Annotated in this window: 10 protein-coding genes; all 10 read left to right on the plus strand. The window is 40.9% G+C overall.

The genetic code is table 11. The features are described from left to right. The first annotated feature begins 2 nt into the window (after positions 1–2). The 10 genes from D0T87_RS07030 to D0T87_RS07075 all read left to right on the plus strand — a co-directional run bounded on the left by D0T87_RS07030 (position 3) and on the right by D0T87_RS07075 (position 21,364). Positions 3–1,031, plus strand: a complete 1,029-nt coding sequence (locus D0T87_RS07030; protein WP_370526822.1) for a glycoside hydrolase family 43 protein — start codon at positions 3–5, stop codon at positions 1,029–1,031. A 13-nt stretch (positions 1,032–1,044) separates the two neighbouring features. Next, entirely contained in the window at positions 1,045–2,817 is a 1,773-nt protein-coding gene (locus tag D0T87_RS07035) for a hypothetical protein (protein WP_239063532.1), read from the plus strand. Positions 2,818–2,828: 11 nt separating this feature from the next. Further along, positions 2,829–4,265 (plus strand): sialate O-acetylesterase, encoded by a 1,437-nt coding sequence (locus D0T87_RS07040; RefSeq protein ID WP_163174196.1) that lies wholly within the window; start codon positions 2,829–2,831, stop codon positions 4,263–4,265. Between the two features lie 36 nt (positions 4,266–4,301). Continuing rightward, positions 4,302–5,846 (plus strand): right-handed parallel beta-helix repeat-containing protein, encoded by a 1,545-nt coding sequence (locus D0T87_RS07045; protein ID WP_163174198.1) that lies wholly within the window; start codon positions 4,302–4,304, stop codon positions 5,844–5,846. Positions 5,847–5,854: 8 nt separating this feature from the next. Further along, positions 5,855–7,297 (plus strand): hypothetical protein, encoded by a 1,443-nt coding sequence (locus D0T87_RS07050; RefSeq protein WP_163174200.1) that lies wholly within the window; start codon positions 5,855–5,857, stop codon positions 7,295–7,297. After that, the gene (locus D0T87_RS07055) at positions 7,294–11,289 is read left to right on the plus strand and encodes a hybrid sensor histidine kinase/response regulator transcription factor (protein WP_163174202.1); all 3,996 of its coding nucleotides are present in this window, start codon (positions 7,294–7,296) and stop codon (positions 11,287–11,289) included. The genes D0T87_RS07050 and D0T87_RS07055 overlap by 4 nt, the downstream gene beginning before the upstream one ends. A 7-nt stretch (positions 11,290–11,296) precedes the next feature. Further along, positions 11,297–13,507 carry a glycoside hydrolase family 3 N-terminal domain-containing protein gene (locus tag D0T87_RS07060; RefSeq protein ID WP_163174204.1) on the plus strand — a complete coding sequence of 737 codons (2,211 nt, stop codon included), beginning with the start codon at positions 11,297–11,299 and terminating at the stop codon, positions 13,505–13,507. A gap of 280 nt (positions 13,508–13,787) precedes the next feature. Further along, positions 13,788–15,107 (plus strand): MATE family efflux transporter, encoded by a 1,320-nt coding sequence (locus D0T87_RS07065; protein WP_163174206.1) that lies wholly within the window; start codon positions 13,788–13,790, stop codon positions 15,105–15,107. Between the two features lie 99 nt (positions 15,108–15,206). Then, complete coding sequence (locus D0T87_RS07070; RefSeq protein ID WP_163174208.1) at positions 15,207–17,819, plus strand: hypothetical protein; 2,613 nt, start codon at positions 15,207–15,209, stop codon at positions 17,817–17,819. A gap of 221 nt (positions 17,820–18,040) precedes the next feature. Next, positions 18,041–21,364, plus strand: coding sequence for a PA14 domain-containing protein (locus D0T87_RS07075; protein ID WP_239063538.1), 3,324 nt, complete (start codon positions 18,041–18,043; stop codon positions 21,362–21,364). The last annotated feature ends 4 nt before the right edge of the window (positions 21,365–21,368 follow it).

Below are 21,368 nucleotides of genomic sequence, written 5' to 3' on the forward strand. Positions count from 1 at the left end.
TTATGGAAATGAAGAAACTGACATATTATAGTATAGCAATTGGTATCCTGGCATTCTGTACGTATGCCTGTAAACAACCTCAGCAAAACAGTGCGGAAATCATATCCGGAATAGTTTGGAACGATACGGAGGGAAATCCGATAAACGCTCACGGCGGGGGAATCATGTTCCATAACGATACTTACTACTGGTATGGCGAGTTCAAAGGCGACTCCACCTATCGTTTAGACTGGGTCACCACATGGGAGTGCTGGCGTGCCGAAGCCGGTGGCGTTTCCTGCTACTCGTCTAAAGATTTGGTAAACTGGACTTTCGAAGGAGTCGTATTGCCGAGTACCCCCGAAGATGAAACATCAGACCTGCACCCCTCGCAGGTGATAGAGCGTCCTAAAGTAATCTACAACGATAAAACAAAGAAGTTTGTGATGTGGATGCACATTGAAAGTCCCGATTATGAAAAAGCGCATGCTGGTGTTGCTATAAGCGATTCACCCACGGGGAAGTTTACTTATCTGGGCTCTTTCAAACCAAACGGAGAAGATAGCCGCGACCAGACTTTATTTAAAGATGACGACGGACGGGCATATCACATTTACTCTTCGGAGTGGAATAAAACACTATATATCGGCTTGTTGAATGATGAATATACCCAGCATACGGGTGTATATACACGCAACTTTATCAACCTCTCGCGGGAGGCTCCCGCCGTATTCAAGCACGAAGGTAAATATTACCTGATCAGTTCCGGCTGTACCGGTTGGGACCCGAATGTGGCAGAGTGTGCCGTAGCCGACTCCATGCTCGGCGAATGGAGGGTAATTGGAAACCCTTGTATCGGTTCGGATGCCGATAATACATATCATGCTCAAAGCACCTTTGTACTTCCGGTTGAAGGAAAACAGAATTTCTACATCGCCATGTTCGACCGTTGGAACAAAACAAACCTGATTGATTCCCGTTATGTTTGGCTTCCTCTTACTTTCAAAGAAGGGAAACCCGTTGTGGAATGGAAGGATAAATGGGCTTTTTAAACTTTCAACCGATATGCATAGAACTCTCATTTATACCCTCCTCTGTCTGGCAATTACCTTCCGGATCAATGCCGAAACCCTACTCACGTTCAGGCAACCCCTGTCCGTTGGGCTAAAGCAACCTTTGACTGTTTATAACAACTGGTCCGCATACGATGAATTATCCGATAATATTCCTCAGACCGAAGAGTTGTGCATGCGTATGCTAGACGAAGTTATTCGGCTAAAGAAAAACGGAGTGCAACTGGATTGCTATATGATGGATGCCTTCTGGTTCGATGTAGACGGAGGATATAGAACCTGGCATAAACAACACTGGCCCAACGGCCCCGGCGAATGGCTAAAGAAGTGCAAAGAGAACAGAATTATCCCCGGACTCTGGTTCTCCACCAACCTGATTCACAGCGGTGGCTCGCCCATGCTGAATTTTATCCCCGAATGGGAAGGCTCTCAAACATCAAATGGCGCCATACTCAGCCTTTTCGAAGGAGGATATCTTAATCATCTGATGGAAACACTGCAAATGTATGTCGATCAGGGCGTTGGCGTGTTCAAATTCGATTTTGCCTATTTTGATGCTGCTACAGATGAGGCCAAAAGAACCATGCTCCCGACAGATATTGAGGAGGCCAACAAATGCGCCTTTATACAAGCCATAAAGAAGTTCAGGGCAAAGAATCCGGATGTTCTATTCATCGCTTACAACGGTTTTGGTGGTGAAATGGAGAACACAATAGCGCCCTTCCGAAAAACAGTAGACCCACGTTGGTTAGAGATCTTCGACACCTTATACTCCGGTGATCCGCGTTTCTCCGATGTACCTATGATGAACGTATGGCGTTCGCAAGATATGTATAGCGATCATATGGTACAACAATTTGCTTTCAACGGATTACCCTTGGCACGCATCGATAACTGCTCGTTTATGATCGGGAAAACCGGAACATGCTACCAAAGAGGAATTGCTGCCTGGAAGAGTTCGCTGATCCTGAACCTTGCCCGTGGAGGCTGGCTTAATGTATATCATGGAAATATAGATTTGCTGAATGACGAAGATGCCCATTGGTTTGGACAGGTGCAGAAAACCTATCTGCAACTTCAACAATTCGGCCGGACTTCGATTGTGGGTGGTATTCCAGGCAAAGCCGAAGTGTACGGATATGAGGCAGACGCTATGGATGGCAAGCTGTTTACCCTTGTCAACCCCTCACAGTCTATCCGTGAAGTGGAATTATCCTTTGGTGATTATTCAAATGGACGTATCCTCTTTACAGATAAAGGTTTTTCTCCTGTCTTAGAGAATAATAAATTAACGATAGGTCCTGAACAAATCGTAGTGATAGGTTCAGGCAAATATAATTCCGGCGAGTATCACTGGGAATATGAGGAAGATGTGATTATCCCTCAACAAATCAGTTCGCTAAAAGCCGAATGGCAAATAAAAGATAATCATACGGTTGAGACTCAACTCTATAATCCATCGGGAACGGTACGTGTTGTGTTTAGTCAGCTTGATGGTTGGGGCAACCCTTTCCGCTCATGGGGAGGAGCGCCGCCGGATGGAACTAAAATGAATGAATTTATAAAGATTATAGCACGTCAGGGAAAAAAGAATATACCCGTAAAGATTGATTATGACCGGATGATCTGGAGCGGTTTATCGTGGGGAGTGGGGGAGGTTGATGCCAAACTGCTGAATGCCGGATCTCCACTAACCATTACCTGCTGGTCGAAAGAAGGTGAAAGTAAGCATTTCAATATTGAAGTTTATAATGTAGTTTATTAAAACATGAAGATATGAGAGTATTAAGATTATGGGCAATGCTGTTGGTTTTTATGCCACTATCTGTCTTTGCACAGCATGTTAAACTGGCGGCCATATTTACCGATAACATGGTGTTGCAGCAGCAAACGCAGACACCGGTGTGGGGGTGGGCGCCCCGCGACTCAAAGGTCAACATAACCACCTCCTGGGATAGTAAAACGTATGAGGCCACGGCAGATAAGAACGGCCAGTGGAAGCTCCAGATTACTACCCCAACCGCCGGAGGCCCTTATACTATGAGTGTAAATGGCTCCAATCGGATTGAGCTAAGTAATGTATATATAGGTGAGGTCTGGCTGGCCAGCGGGCAGTCGAATATGAGTATGCGTCTGAAAGGATATCAACATCAACCCGTAGCAGGTTCTACAGAGGCTATACTTGGATCAAAGAATAGGAAGATACATTTTATAAATATTCCCGAACTGGCTGCATATAAACCACAAGCTGATTTCACCGATGCAAAATGGGAAACTGCTTCTCTTTCAACAACCGGGGAATGTAGTGCTGTGTGTTGGTTTTTTGCCGATCTGCTGAATGAACAACTTGATATTCCTATTGGTATTATCAGCGCCAGTTACGGTGGCTCTAATGTAGAAGCCTGGATGACGGAAGCGGCTTGCCGGGAATTTAAAGATATACCGGTTCCACCCCAAAGTGATGAAACCTCTCCGTGGATAGGAAATGTACCTACTCTATTATATAATGGTATGATACATCCCATACAAGGGTATGGAATAAAAGGTATGTTATGGTATCAGGGAGAGTCTAACATATTCAATGTTCCACGATATGCACCTTCAGTTGCGGCAATGATAAAAGATTGGCGTAGGATATGGCAAAAGGGCGACTTCCCGTTCTACTTTGTACAGATAGCCCCTTATGATTATAAAGAATGGAACTTCTTTACGCCCGAATGGCCTGAGATATCTGCCTACTTGCGCGAGTCGCAAACAAAATCGTTGACTCTTATACCGAATAGTGCAATGGCTGTAACTCTGGATGTTGGAGAGGAGTTCCAGATACATCCGTCACGTAAGAAAGAGGTCGGGCAACGGCTGGCACTGCTGGCTTTATCCAAAACCTACGGATGTACCGGTTTTGAATGTGAAAGTCCGGCTTATGAGCGCATGGAAGTAGATGGCAATAAAGCAATCATTCACTTCTCTAATCAATTTATGGGATTGACCAGCTATAACAAAGAACTCACCCTTTTTGAAATAGCCGGAGAGAATGGTGTATTTGTCAAAGCTAAAGCATATATAGATCAGGATAAAGGAACTGTCGTTGTATCCAGCCACTTAGTCGGAGAGCCCAAGGCCGTACGTTATGCCTTCAAAGACTATGTAGAAGCCGAACTCTTCGGAACCGGCGGCTTGCCTGTTTCTTCTTTCAGTAGCGAGACACTATAATCAGATTCTACAGGAAAACTAATATAACAACATATTATGAAATCATTATTTAAAACCATAGGCATAGCTTGCTTAACTATATTAACCGCTTGTACTCCCAGCGGCAATACCAATTACTATTTCGATGCAGTTAGCGGTAGCGATTCCAATACCGGAACCACTCCATCCCAACCGTTCAAAAGCTTAAGTAAACTGAATGATCTTACCGTTAATCCAGGCGATAGCATCTTACTCAAGTCAGGTTGTGTATTTACGGAAAAGTTCTTCTTCTCTGGTAAAGGCGAACCGGGCAACCCTATTGTTATCGGCAAATACGACGGAGAAGCCATGCCACATATAAAAGGAGATGCAACACATCTGGAAATGGTTCACCTGCATAACGTCGAGCATATCATCGTTCGCGATCTTGAAATATCCAATAAAGGCGAAAAGATCCGCCCTCATTTAAGCGGACTGTTTGTCGAAATCTACAATTACGGAAAAGCAGAGAATATTACTCTTGACAACCTTTTTATCCATGATGTATACGGTTCGCTGATCAAAGGCGAAGGACATGAACATGAAGATGCAGGGGGCGGACAAGCCATGATGTTACGAAACTTCAGAGATGATGGTACAGACTCTATTCCTTCCTACTTCGATGGATTATTGGTGCAAAACTGCCTGATTAAAGATTCTCAGCGCAATGGCATTATCATGTGGGGCAATTGGATCAGAAAGCAATGGCTACCCAGTGTAAATGTTGTCATTCGCAATAATATATTAGATGGAGTACCCGGCGACGGAATCGTTCCTACGGCATGTGATGGTGCAATCGTAGAATACAATGTAATGAAGAACTGCCCACCTACGCTCCCTGCAACCGAAGCATGCGATGGTATCTGGCCTTTCTCAAGCGATAATACCATCGTACAGTATAATGTAGTAAGCGGGCATAAATCTCAAACTGATGGATATGGTTTTGATTCAGATTACAATAGCAACAATTCATTATTTCAGTTCAACCTGAGTGATAATAGTGAAGGTGGTTTTCTACTGCTTTGTAATTCCGGTGGCTGGCCCGAAGATTGGAGCGCTGGGAACAAAGGTACCGTAGTGAAATACAATATAAGCATCAACGACGGTATCCGGAAGCATATTGTAACTGAAAAGAAAACCGAACATTATTCGCCCGTTATCCATGTCACAGGCCCGACACGTAATAGCACGATTGAGAAGAATATCTTTTATATCTGTAAAAAAGAATTGCCTCAGATGGATAAACGCCTTGTTCACTCCGACGATTGGCGTGGATACGCAGATAGTACTTATTTCAAAAACAATTATATCTTTGTAGAAGAACCCACATTAGCATTCGATGCAACGGAGTCGACCCATAATTTTATAGAAGATAATCTGTATGTTGGTCCGTTAAAATATACCGGAGCAGGCTTTAAAGCCTATAAAGGAAAGTTTGATAAGGCGATGTGGTATAATGCCGAAGATGAAAACTGGCATAAACTGGTTGAATTCGTAAAAGATAAGAAAGTAATGCTAAATGAAGAGGAATTCTCTGTATGGGATATAATCGGATATAACTGATCGTAGCTATGATATTTAGGAGTCCTATATATATGTTGCTACTACTCACCACCCTGTTGGTTTCGTGTAGCAAGAAAACTCCCGGAGTAATAACGCTTCACGTATATCCGGACAGTGTGGTGAACGACATATCCAACCATCCGATAGGAATCAATCTGAGCTACTTTATGGACGGTGGACGCTTTCCTAATCCTGAAAGAACTGTTACAGAAGCCCTTCGAGAGATGGGGGTAAGGTACTTGCGTTATCCGGGTGGTGAAAAATCAGATCTCTATATGTTTAGTGCTCCACCTTATAAAAAATCGAATCCCACGGTAACTCGTACAATAGCCATTGAAGACTATCCGGGAATGTTTACACCCGATGGCGAACTGGTTTATGACCCTTTGGATTTTGATGAGTTCATGGAATTATGTCATTCTTTACATGCTGAACCTATTATTGTAGTTGCAGCCGATCGTTATTTGCTTCCCGAAGTAGAAGGTAAGCGTTCTGCAAAAAGAGAAGCGTTGATTGAGCATGCGGCAGAATGGGTTCGTTATGCCAATATCACAAAGAAATATGGCGTTCGTTATTGGATGATTGGGAATGAAAGCTGGAACAAGAACAATATCAATTCCAATGCAGATATTTATGCGCAGGATGTAATTGCTTTCTCAAAAGCGATGAAAGCTGTAGATTCTTCAATTCTGATTATACCTAATGGTGAAAGTGATGAATTCTTTAAGGCTGTAATCACTCAGGCTGGAGATTATATTGACCGTTTGTGTGTTAGTAACTATGGTGTATTTGATTTTCATGAAGGATACCAGACGTATAGCGATTCAACCAAATGCCTGATATGGCCTGCTCAAACGGCACTGAATGCCATGAACAAATACGCTACCCAAGAACAGTTGGACCGTTGGAAAATGATTGTGGCCGAGTACGGAACAATTGATTGGTTCGGCTTGTGGAAAGGGACAAATGATATGGGACATGCCATTGTTTCTTTTGATATGACCGGACAGTTGTTAATGGAACCACAAATTGAGTTCTCGTGTTTCTGGAATACACGTTGGATTGAAAATGAAAACCGTCCTCTTACTGATCACGATGCATTGGATATGAATGGGAATATAAATCCGACAGGCGTATCATTGAAAATCTGGGGTAATTATTTGGGTAAACAAATGGTAAAGAGTGAATCAGATGGAAGTATTATAACCTATTCAAGCATAGATAAAGAGCAACAATTATTATATGTGTATGTTATAAATAAAAAAGAAACTCCTTGTAGCCTGAGGCTTGAAATCGAAAGTAATAAAACAACTCTTTTGGCTCGGGGCTGGGAATATTTTGGTAATTTGCCCGATGATGTAAATCCGGTATGGCAAAGTAAAACGGTTAATGGTGAATATGTTGATCTTAAAGGGTATTCAATAACGGTATTGGAGTATAAACTGAAATGAATTTATTAATGTCTCCCACCACCTCCCCCCTTCGGGGTACTCCTCCTCGGGAAGGAGGAGAGTTCACAATAATAAACCGCTTCATAACGATACTTTTTCTTCTGGTCTTGTCTGTATCTTCTTTTTCTCAGGAATATACGCACTATACAACCATAGATGGCTTATCGGGTACCGATGTTACTGCCATCTGTGAGAATGAGAATTTTCTATGGATCGCAACGAACGATGGATTGAACCGTTTCGACGGAAAGGAATTCAAAGTCTACCGAAGCGATAATTCTACTACAAACAGCCTTACCGAGAATAATATCGAAACGCTGATGTTCGATTCGCAGGGACTTTTATGGATTGGCTTGAAAACAGGTGGCGTGGATATCTTTAACCCCAGAAAGAATAAATTCACCCATATTAGCGAGATGGTAAAAGAGTATCCTCAACGAGTGATATCTATCTACGAAGATTCACAAAAGAACATCTGGTTGGGGAGTTGGGAAAATGGACTATACCAATTGTCGCCGGATAGTACAGGTGAGATGTCTTATCAGGTTTCCAGACATTATCCGCAGAATATTGTATCGAGCATAGTAGAGAAACCTATGGGTAAACTTTGGTTGGGAACATATTATGGCTATTTCTTATATGATATTGAGAAAAAAAAGGATATAAAACTCAATGAAAACAAGTATGCCATAACCCAATTCCTGGATACCGGGGAAAAGAATAGTTTATGGTTTTCTACATGGACGGATGGGTTATGTAAACTGGAATGGGATGAAAAAACATACTCTGTTACAGAAAAGTTCATAACCAAAGATATTATTGATATATATTGTATATTCCCTTCTGTTGACCATAAACTTTATCTGGGTACATGGGGCGATGGGGTGAAAGTGGCCGATATACATGCGCATGCACCTCTTAAGTCTTTATCTATGAATGCCCCTGTCATTCAGTCTTTCTTTAGAGATAAATACAATCGATTGTGGATAGGAACATATGGCATGGGATTGTATCGGCTTGACGATAAAGACAAGGGAATAACTCCTCTTTCTCCAATCAACCAAAATGGTTATTCTGCGGCTTATGCTCTACACGACTTTGGTTATGGCAGTTTGCTGGTAGGCTCACAGGGTGACGGACTTTATTTGTACGATTTGAAAGCCCGTAAACTTAACCACAGGTTAATAAAGAATGCCGGAAATCTATTTCATAAATATATCCTGTCTCTTTACAAGGATGATGAGGTTTTGATTGTGGGAAATGATGATATTGGTATTCAATATGCCCCACTAAAAGGCAATGGAGATGCTAACTTCTCGCTTCAAACTTATCATGCCCATAAGAACTTCGGTAAAGTGACATCTATATTCAAAAGCCATAATTCAACTTTCTGGATGGGAACGAAACAATTTGGGTTGGTATCCATGAAGTACAATCCGGTCAGGAAAATATTTACCGATTATGTTCATTATGATTCATTTGGAATGGACGAGATCACTGGTTTTTCGGAATCGAATGATGGACAAATATGGATATCTTCTCACACTGGCATCTATTTATTTAACCCGGTTACGAATAAAGCGAAGACATATGGACAGCAGGTGCCGGAAATGGTTTATAGTTTGGCGGACGATATTCAGAATAAATGTCTGTGGCTAGGAACATCCGGAGGTTTACGTAAACTGGAGTATACAAATGGAGGAGAAATAGAGAATCCGTTTCTATCGGAAATGCTGCCCGAAGGTGCTATTCGCGATGTGGTTCTCGATGCCTATAACAATGTCTGGTTTTCTGTGTCGAATCGTATCTTTTGCTATGTAAATGATAGTGGAGAGTTGAAAGAAATAAACCTCGGAGGTAAAAACAATCAGATACTGTTTTCTTCTGCCCGTTTTGAAGTAGAGGGAGCTAAATATGTAGTATTTGGCGGGACGAATCGCTTGTTGTTGATTGATCCGCAGATTGTGCTGAACCAACCGAATGAAACTCAGATATTGCTGACCGAATTGCAGATTGATCATCAGATCGTCAATGTAGGTCAAGAGGTATATGGTAAGGTAGTATTGAATGAAGATACCGAGTATGTAAATGCCATAACTTTGTCGTATCTCTGCAAATGGATAAGCTTGTCGTTTACCGAAATAGGTTGGGAAAACTATCATAACAGCTATCAATATCAAATAAAAGGATTTAGTGAAGACTGGCAATACCTGGATATTTCCAAGCCGATTACGTTTTCACAACTGCCGGCGGGCAACTATACATTATTTATCCGTTCGAACAACAATACATCGCTGTCGGATCAAAACGATCCGCTTTGGAGCCTTTATATTGTGATTACTCCACCTTGGTGGCAAACGGGATGGTTCTATGCGACTTTATCATTTGTTATCATGCTTGCTTTGGTTACCTTGTTCTTTCTTGTAAAGAATCACTATAAAAAACGCCAGACGTTGCGGCTGAAGGAAATTGAGAAAAAGAAGAAAGAGGAACTGCTTCAGGAAAAAGAAAGTTTCTTTGCCGGACTTTCACACGACTTGTTGACGCCTTTTTCGCTGATTATGGCACCCATCAGTGATTTGATGCGCGATAAGGAGATTAACGAAGATCAACATGAGAAGTTGGAGATCATTTCAAAAAATGCAGGCTTCCTTTCGGATATATTCAGCACAATTCTCGATTTTAAGCGGGCGGAATTGCTTGATACGGAGATTAAAGAGAAAAGTGTGGAGTTAGTGTCGTTTATCCGGATCATAGTTAATGCTTTTGATTATTTGGCTAAGTCCAATCATATTAGCCTGACTTATCATTCCGGTGTTTCCGATCTTCATGTATCTGTTGATACGATAAAACTGGAACGTATTCTCTATAATATTATCAGCAATGCATTGAAATTCACCAAGGAAGAGGGTAAAATTGAAGTAGCGCTTTCTTATGATGCATTATCGGAAGTCTTTTATATAACCGTAAAAGATAATGGCATTGGTATTGAGCAGCAGAATCAACGGAGGGTGTTTGAAAAGTTTTATCAGGAGGATAAAACTACCAGTTCGCAAGGGTTAGGGCTGGGACTGTATACAACCCGCAAATTCCTCCATCTGATGGATGGGGATATTTCAATAGAGTCTGTTCCACAAGAAGGCACCACAGTTACCATAAACCTTCCGGCTAAGAAAACGGATGGTATAGATACATCTGTTTCGGAAACAAACATAGAGCATGAATTCACAATACTGCTTGTAGAGGATAACTTGCAATTACGAAGCTATTTGAAGAAGAAGCTCTCTGCTCACTTTGATGTAGCTGTAGCTGCAAACGGTGTTGAAGCACTGGAATATATCAAAAATAATCTGCCGGAATTGGTTATCTCCGATGTGATGATGCCCGAGATGGATGGTCTGACGCTTTGTTCCACAATAAAGAATACACCGATGTATTCGGATATCTTTGTAATTTTGCTTTCGGCTAAATCTTCTTCTGAAGATGAAATGCAGGGATACAAAGCCGGTGCGGATTTTTACTTGAAAAAGCCATTCGATCCGGATATTCTGATTAAGCATATGGTGAATGTATATGCTACCCGTCAGCAACGCCGGAAGCAGATTATCTCCGATTTGTTATCTCCGCAGAACGATCAGGTAGAGTCTCATCCGAAAGATGATTTTTTGAATAAAGCTATAAAAATCATAGAAGACCATCTAATGGATGAGAATTTTAAAATAGATGAGTTCGCCTCGGAAATGAACCTAAGTAAAACTGTTCTGCACCGGAAATTTAAGTTGATGCTTGGTGAAACGCCCAATGTTTTTATTCGGAATGTCCGGTTAAGAAAAGCGGCAAATATGCTGAAGGAAACAGATCTTTCCATATCTGAAATAGGTTATCTCACCGGATTTAGCCAGGCTCATTATTTTATCAAATGTTTTAAAGAAGTATATCAGGATACTCCAAAGAATTATAGAGTACACAATAAATTGAGTTCAGAACAATAATTAAATTATGAAAAATAATCATCTTCTACCATTCAAACCTTTTGCTCTTTTAGTACTGTTATTATGCATAACGTCCTATTCATACTCACAGAAACCTGATTATAGGTATGAAGTAGAATCACTTCTGTCTGAAATGACCTTGGATGAGAAGATCGGGCAAATGAATCAACTGAATTTTGAAGGGCTGAATGACGAACTACTTCAAAAAGTAAAGCGAGGTGAGGTCGGTTCTTTGCTGAATGTAACAGACACCGAGGTCATAAATATACTCCAAAAAGCTGCTATTGAAAACGGTAATGGGATTCCATTAGTCATTGCCCGCGATGTCATACATGGATATAAAACGATATTCCCGATTCCATTGGGACAAGCAGCATCCTTTGATCCGGAGGTCGCAAGGATTGGGGCATGCGTTGCTGCTGCTGAGGCTTCGGAACATGGTATCCGATGGACCTTTGCTCCGATGATCGACATTGCACGCGACGCACGCTGGGGACGAATCGCTGAAAGCCTGGGCGAAGACCCTTTTCTTTCTGCACTCATGGGGGCGGCTATGGTGAGAGGTTTTCAAGGTGAAGATTTATCTCTACCGAATAATATAGCTGCCTGTGCCAAACACTTTGTAGGTTATGGTGCAGCCGAGGGCGGACGTGACTATAACAGCACAAGTATAACTCCTCTTGCTCTTAGAAATACCTATTTACCTCCTTTCCAAAAAGCAATAGATGAAGGTGTTGCTACTGTAATGACCTCATTCAATGATAATGATGGCATCCCCACATCCGGCAATTCGTATTTGCTGAAAGATGTGTTGCGCCAGGAAATGGAATTCAGGGGCGTAGTCGTTTCCGACTGGAATTCTGTTGGAGAAATGATAACTCATGGCTTTGCTGCCGATGGAAAAGATGCGGCTATGCTTTCCGCAAATGCAGGTTTAGATATGGAGATGAACACAGAGTTATATGTTACCCACCTGAAACAACTGGTGCAAGAAGGTAAAGTATCTGTTGCTGATATTGATAATTCTGTGCGCTACATTTTACAAATGAAATTCCGTTTAGGCTTATTCTCCAATCCTTATGTGAAGATTAAAAAAACGTCTGTTGTTTATACAGATGCTCATTTGCAAGCTGCCAAAGAAGCCGCATTGAAATCGGCTATATTATTGAAGAATGAGAATAATACACTACCGCTAAAAGAAACGCAGAAGATTGCGGTTTTTGGCCCTATGGCCGATGCTCCATACGATCAGTTAGGTACATGGATCTTTGATGGAGAAGCAAACCATACCGTAACTCCAATCGGTGCACTAAAGAGCGATAAAGCATATGAAAATATTAAATTTACTTATGAAACGGCTTTGTCTCCCTCGCTTAAAGATGCCGATGTTGCTGTTGTATTCCTGGGCGAAGAATCTAAACTCTCGGGAGAAGCAAGTTCCTTGTCCGATATCAATCTTAGAGGTACTCAATCAGCTTTATTGAAAGAAATCAAAGCAACCGGAAAACCTGTTGTTCTTGTTATAATGGCCGGAAGACCCTTAACGATAGAACGTGATTTGCCTTATGCAGATGCTGTGCTTTATAATTTCCATCCGGGTACTATGGGAGGCCCTGCCATACTGGATTTATTATTTGGAAGGGCCAATCCAAGTGGAAAACTTCCGGTTACATTTGTTCGTGAGGTAGGACAGATTCCTCTTTATTATAATCACAATAATACCGGACGTCCTGCACCAGATAATGCAAGAACCTTAAATGCGGATACAAAAGATGTGAAACAGACTTCTGTTGGTGATGTTTCGCATTATCTGGATTCAGGGAAGGGCCCTCTGTTTCCTTTTGGATTTGGTTTGTCATATAGTCGGTTTGAATATTCGGAGCTGTCACTTTCTTCTCCTACAATAAGTATGAATGACTCTCTTATTGTCAGTGTAACTTTGAGAAATACAAGCAATATAGATGGGGTAGAGATTGCACAGCTTTATGTGAGGGATCTTGTCGGCTCGATTATACGTCCCGTAAAGGAATTGAAAGGCTTTCAGCGTGTCAGCCTAAATGCCGGTGAAACAAAAATAGTCACATTCACCTTATTTTCTGATGATCTGGCTTTCTATGGTATTGATTTAATTCGTAAAGCCGAACCCGGTTTTTTCGATGTTTGGATAGGTGGAGATAGTAAAACGAGTCCAGACAAGAAGCGATTTGAATTGAAATAATACATTATTGGCGAAGAACCTCTGGAAATAGAATAATGAAATTCTTGCCCAAAAGATATTTTTTACTCATATTTGTAATTGCCTTGATATAAAATAAATTGTTTAACATATGAAGTGGCAACTCTGTATATAGCTATTCAGCTTTGGGCATGCCGGGGAGTATCTTTCCGGCATTAAATGGTTGTGCCCATATCCTTTACAGAGTTTAATCTATACAATTACTAATCATTGTTTGTGGCATTTTAGGATGTTGCACAAACATGCCATTTCATAAAAACAAATGAATTATACATATAAACAAATATGGCTCATCAATCTGCCTATCATGGTGAGCCTATTCATGGAGCAACTGATAAATCTTACGGATTCCATTTTTCTGGGGCACGTTAGTCAAATAGACTTAGGTGCATCTGCATTGGCTACCATGTACTATACCGCAATTTATATGCTGGGATTTGGCTTTAGCCTCGGTGCACAGGTCGTTATAGCAAGGCGGAATGGAGCCGGACAATACGCAGATGTTGGGCGGGTCTTTTATCAGGGCATCATTTTTCTATCAGCTTTTGCTGTTATTGTATTTATACTATCCAAGCTATTTTCCCCTGCATTACTTCGCTTTATGATTTCATCAGACAATGTCTACCAAGCTACGATGAAATATATCGAGTGGCGGGATTACAATTACCTGTTTGCTTTCCCCTTGTTGGCCATTCGTGCCTTTTTTATTGGGACAACTCATACTAAAATCCTTACCGCCAACTCTCTTATTATGGTAGTATGTAATACCTTGTTCAATTACTTACTTATTTTCGGGAAAGCCGGATTCCCTAAACTCGGAATAAGTGGGGCGGCCATTGGCTCATCATTGTCGGGACTTATCGGACTATTATTCCTTATTATATATATGTGGCGGTATGTGGACAAGAAACGCTATGGCTTACGTGTCGTTTTTGATTTAGGATTATCGCTTCATCTCTTGAATATATCTGTCTGGACCATGGTACGGTCGTTTTTCTGTATTGCTCCGTGGTTTCTTTTCTTTGTTTCGATTGAGCATTTAGGTGAGTGTGAACTTGCTGCGGCAAATGTAGTAAGAAGTATTTCTATGATCTTTTTTGTAATCGTCAATTCATTTGCAACAACTATCATTTCATTAGTCAGCAATCTTATTGGGGCAAAGCAAATAATGAAAGTGATGGCAACCTGTCGTCGTGTAATTATTCTGAATTATGCGATAGGGATACCACTCATATTATTGGCTTTTGCTTTTTCGGGGAGTTTACTACGCTTATTTACCAATGATATAACAATTATCCATACGGCATTTTATCCGTTTTGTGTTATGCTTTCAACATTCATTATTTCCGTTCCGGCATATACATATTGCAATACAGTAATAGGTACGGGTAATACAAAAATCGCTTTTATATTCCAGATGGTGAATATAACAATATATTTATCTTACCTATTCCTACTGTCTCGATCGCCAGGTATTCCGCTGGCTGTCTATTGGACTGCCGAACAACTATATGTAGTCGTCTTGCTATTATTATCTCTGATTTATCTCAAAAGAAATAAATGGCAAAATAAGAGTTTATAAGAAATCTTCTTTTGGCTTGTTCAATTAATATTAGTAGTAAATTGCTATATTTGAATAATTAATACGATATTTGTGCCAGAATCTATTTGTTCCTTAATCGTGAGAACCAATCTTAAATACATACTATTATTATGTTTCCTTTTCTTCTGTATTCAACTTGTAGAAGGGAAAAGTTCCTACCAATATGGTCTTGCCTTTAAATCTTATGAAGTAGAGAAAGAAGAGCGTACAAGTCTGAACCTGACCCCGGATGGAATGTTTTCTTTTCCGGAGGGTTTTATTTTGGAGTTCGATGTATCCTTTAAACAGATATTGCAGACCTTCGGATATGTGTTCAGAATAATAGGAGAAAATAATGAATATATAGATTTTATGTTGAGCAGAACCCGGAATAGCCGGGTTCTTGAACCACAACTGGCTACCGTCTATAAATCGGGACAGAAGCTCTGGAGTCCTACATTTGAAGAATTGGGTACGGACTTCGATCAATGGATAAAAGTGAAACTCCTTCTCGAACCAGAGAAAGGAGTCCTGAAACTATTCATTAATGGCAAAGAGTTCGAACAAACAGAAGACTATTTTAAGAATCTGAAAGATATCCGGATCGTTTTTGGTAAAAATGAGATATTATCTTATGAAACCAACGATGTCCCTACCATGTTTCTCAGAGATGTATTTATCAAGAACATTGATGATACACCTATATATTATTGGAAGCTGTCACAGCACACAAGCAATGGGGTATTCGATGAACTGAAAGGACGTTTCGCATCTTGTCTGTCGCCTAAGTGGATATTAGATAGCCATGCCTATTGGCAGAAGGAAGTATCATTCGCAACCGATGTACACCCTCAAATCATCTTCAATAGAGAAGAAGATCAGGTAGCAATAGCAGATAATAAATATTTTTATCTGTACAGCCTGAAAGAACAACTGTTGAGAAAACATGTGCTCCGGAGTGGGGTGCCTCAAGGGCATAAGTCCAACCAGATGATATATAATAGTCGTGATGATAAGTATGTCACCTACGATTTTATTGGTGATATAGCGACATACGACACAGTGGCTAAAACATGGAACAATACCATTGTCGATTTTGATAACCCACATTACTGGCATCATAATCGCTATTATTCTCCTGCAACCAATACGTTATATACTTTCAACGGATACGGTTTCCATCTTTATAAGAATGATCTCCATAAATATCATTTTGACTCATCTACATGGGAAATTGGGGCATATAAAGGAGATACCATCACACCCCGTTATTTATCCGGGTTGGGTGCTTTGGATGAGAAAACTCTGCTTCTTTTCGGAGGATACGGAAGCGAAAAAGGAAATCAGGAGTTATCTCCCCGCAATTATTATGAACTCTATACTTTTGATCTGGAAACTTCGCTTACCCAGAAGAAATGGGAACTAAATCCTGAGAAACATAACTTTGTAGTTGTCAACTCATTGGTTGTCGATTCATCGAATAATTGTTTCTATGCACTATGCTTTCCGCATCAAAAGTTTAATACCACCTTACAGTTATATCGTTTTTCGATTGACGAGCCTTCTTATGAAATTCTGGCCGATAGCATCCCATACCCATTTAGTGATATATATTCTTATGCCGACTTATATCTAAGCAGTGATGAATCAAAACTGATTGCTGTTACCTCATATACAGATGAGAAGAACTCAAAAGGAATGGTGAATATATATACTTTATCTTTCCCTCCGCTAAATAGTACGGATTTGTACCAAAATGAATCCGACGCTTCATCTTCCTGGATATATATTATTATTTCAGCAATCCTTTTAGGTTTGGTGTTACTAATGATATGGAGGAGGAGCAAAACTGAAAAACAAGTAAAAGGAATAGAACAAGTAGAACAAATGGGAACTACTTCTAGCCCTGCTGAAAGTAAACTTCAAGAAAGCGTACAACCCGATTATGACCCAATCTTAGGAATAAAACCTCTGCATGACAAGCGGAATAAACAATCTATTTTGCTTTTCGGTGGATTCCAGGTAATTGATAAAGACTCGAATAATATAACCGGTGAGTTTACCCCAACATTAAAACAACTGTTTCTCCTTATATTATTATATACACTAAAAGATGGAAAAGGTATTTCTTCCGTAAAACTACGCGAGATCCTGTGGTTTGATAAAACCAATGAAAGTGCTAAAAATAACCGGGGAGTATCATTAAGCAAATTGAGAACTATTTTTGATAAGATAGGCAAAATATCTATAAGCAGCGCTAACTCTTATTGGACAGTCGAATTTGATGAAGATATTTATTGCGATTACTATGAGGCTCTGATTTTGATGAATCGTTTGGTGAAACAACCCGATCATAAAGATATTAACCGGTTAATTTCTATTGTATCGGGCGGAGAACTATTGCCCAATCTCGAAACAGAATGGATTGATACTTTTAAATCTGATTTTTCAAACAGGTTGATTGATCTGTTATTAAATCTGATATCCCGCTCTTCCGAGCTAAACCTGTCACCCTCTATGATGATAAATATTGCAGATGCGGTTTTTGCTCATGACTCTTTGAATGAGGACGCTTTAAAAATAAAAACGACCTTGCTGGTAGAGATGGGTAAGAATGGGTTGGCTCAGAAAACATATATGTCTTTTGCTAAGGAATACCAATCCTTGTTTGGAGTTGACTTTAAGCTTTCTTTTGAGCAGGTTATTTCCTGAAACTGTTTTTTTATTTAATAATTTCGGGGTATTAATCGTTTGTTAACCCTGTAATTAATGTATCTACGTTATTTTTGTGTCGATAATGTAAATTCTAACCTAATATTATGAGACACGTTTTTTTGACTCTTCTACTTTTCTCATCCGTTTTGTGCTTTGCAGCACAGAAAACGGGGAACTCTGTTTCTAAAAACTCGAACCTTACAGAAGGACGTAGTACAATGAATCTCTCGGATAGCCAATGGTGGCTTTGGAGAGATACGGATGCTACATGGAAAGATGACAAGTTGTATTTACCGACTGAGATAACCGATTTGTCCATTCTGCCGGTTAATGTACCTACCGGAGGATGGAATAAATTGGATCAACAACAAGCCATTTCAGTTAAAGTTCCGGGAACAGTAGAGGAATACTTCACGACATCCGACAGTCCCCGCCCGGAAGATCTAAGAGGAGTAAGTTGGTGGTTTCGTACTCTCGAAGTGCCCGAACAACTCAAAGAACGCCGGTTTATTCTTCATTTTGAATCGGTAAGAATGCGGGCAGAGGTATATATTGATAAACAACTGGTTGCCTATGATATCATTGGCGAATCTCCCTTCCAGGCAGATATTACCCCATTCATTCGTCCCGGTGAAAAACAGCAACTAGCTGTCAGAGTAACCAACCCCGGAGGTAACTTCCATTGGCAGGATTTTGATATATATAAATGGGGGAGTTATAATGTTCCTCCGGGAAGAGGTTTCGGAGGAATTATAGGAAGAGTAAAGATGGAGGCTGTTCATCCCATACATATTTCCGACTTATATATACAAAACACTCCGGATATTAAATCAATTAATGCAATTATTAGTATCCAAAACAACACCTCGGCAAAGGCGAAACAAGACCTGGAGGTAATTGTACGCGAGAAAAAGAATCCGGAGAAGATTGTTTTCCAACAAACGTTGAAGAAACAGCCCATTACCGAAGGATTACAAACAATGAGTATCCCGGTGACTGTTCCTGATGCCCATCTGTGGGATTTAAATTCTCCTGAGTTGTACACTTGTGAGGTACGGATAAAATCGGGTAAAAAGATTCTAGACCATGACCAAAAGGTTTTCGGATTCCGTTGGTTTACTGTAGATGGAATAGGCAAGGATGCAGTTCTTCGCCTGAATGGTCGTAGAGTTATGCTCCGTAGTGCAATCAGTTGGGGATATTGGCCGGTTACGGGACTCATAGCAACCCCTGAAATGGCTGAAAAGCAAATAGAAACAGCTCAAGTCTTGGGATTAAATACACTCAATTTCCATCGTAGCATTGGTAGTCCGGTAGTACTTGAAAAGGCAGATGAAATGGGATTACTTTATTATGAAGAACCCGGTTCATTCCATTCGGCCAATCACGATCCTTTTATTCGTAGCATTGTGAATGAAAAGCTGAAACGCATGGTACGACGCGACCGCAGTCACCCCAGTTTGGTAATCTACAATTTGATTAATGAATTCGGAGGAGTGTTGAGTCGTGATAAGGAACTGGTGGCCAAGCGAATGAATGATATGCGCGAAGCTCATGCTGTTGATCCGAGCCGTATTATGACTTTTACTTCCGGTTGGGCAGGCAGTGAACATGCAGAGGAAGATTCAAAGGCACATATGCTTCCGTTTGATACAACTTTATATAGAAAAGGATGGTTCGACAATCATCGTGCCGGTGGACCGGAAACCTGGTTGGAAGAATATTACAAAGGTCCGGAAGATAATTTTATGTACACTGACAACCGGACAGAAATTTACTTTCGCGGTGAAGAAGGTGCACTATCTACTCCGCCCCGTATTCAAAAGATTCATGAAACGATTACTTCATCCGGAGAATCAGGATGGGATGGCAAATTCTGGGAAAAACAATACCAATCATTCTCCAATATGTTCCGCGAAAAGCAACTTGAACCTTATTTCGGTAACATTGACTCACTGACTCGACTCATGGGAAATGTCTCTTTTGAACATCAGGGGCGACGGATTCAGGGAATGCGAATGCAGAACATCGGCGATGGCTATATGGTAAACGGGTGGGAAGCTATGCCTTACGATAATCATTCGGGTATTGTAGATATCTATCGCAATCCCAAGGGAGACGTTTCTTTGTTTAATTATTATACCCAGCCGCTATATATTGCTGTTTCTTCCCGTTCACAAATCGTTCGCTTGCCGGCAGATGTTTCGGTTGATTTCTATATCATCAACGAGAAAGACCTGAAAGGAAGTTATGCATTGCAAATCAACGTAGTTGATCCTGCCGGGAATATCGTACATAAAGACACCAAACCTGTAATAATAAAAGGTGACGAGGTTTTCGGGCAACTTTTACTAGAGAATATCACTCTTCCTATCCGGAAGGAAGGAGGGAAATATAAGATAACCGCCCAGATAGTCGATGCCGACGGAAATACGTATGCAAAAGGCCATGATGAAGTATTGGCTGTAGACTGGAATGCCGATAGTTTGAAAGGCAAGGGTGCCTATTATGGAAAGGACGGCGATAAATTTGCCGGATTCTACATGCAGCAAACCGGCAACCCGATAGAAGCATTTACTCCTGAGACAAAATCTCTAGACTGGTTGGTGGTTACACGCCCATCACTCGATGAGCCTATGCTTATTGATCCCGGGTTTTTCCTGAATAAAGATGGACAATCCACCCTTCAGGTCAGCTTCTATAAGGATAATGATATGCGTGATCTGGCTCAGAAGAAACCGGATACCAAGATTGATCGCCATTTTGCTGGTGGAGCACAACCCGACGCTTCGGTTCCGGCAAATCAAGCTTTCTCTGTAGTGTGGGAGGGAGAATTGCTACCTACCGAATCCGGACAATACCTGATTGGTCTTAGCAGTAACAGCGGAATACGACTATCGGTAAACGGACAAAGAATGATTGATAACTGGGGCAACCGGAAACCGGTATCATTGGATCGCCCCGTGATGCTTGAAGCCGGGAAACCTGCAACGATCCGGGTGGAATATACACAGAATGCCGGTTCGGGAGAGGTGCAACTGAAATGGTCGCGCCCTACAACCACCGCTATAGAACCACAACTATTAATTGACCGTGTAAAGAACGATGGCACTACGCTGATCTTATTGAATGCAGCAGAATCGTGGATGAATCTGGTGGCTCAAAACACTGGAGTAAAATATAATGGCTATTATTCTGTAGGCAGAAACTGGGTAGGCGGCATTCATTTCGTAAAAGATCATCCCTTGTTTAAAGGTTTACCAGTGAATGATGCCCTCAATTGGCCATATCAGGCCGTAGCCCGCAATGGCGATCAACGTTTCGGCTTCCGTATAAGTGGCGAAGAAATGGTGGTAGGTTCTTACAAAAGTACACCTTTTGAACTGGGAACCGCCGTTGGTATTCTTCCTTGTGGAAAAGGAAAAATCATTTTCTCTTCACTAGATATTTTAGATAATCTTGATCAGCCCTCAGGACCATCGGATGTGGCAAAGAAAATACTTTGTAACTACATCTCATACTATAATACTAAATTTGAATAATTCA

Source organism: Bacteroides sp. 51, from assembly GCF_010500965.1.
Lineage (GTDB): Bacteria > Bacteroidota > Bacteroidia > Bacteroidales > Bacteroidaceae > Bacteroides.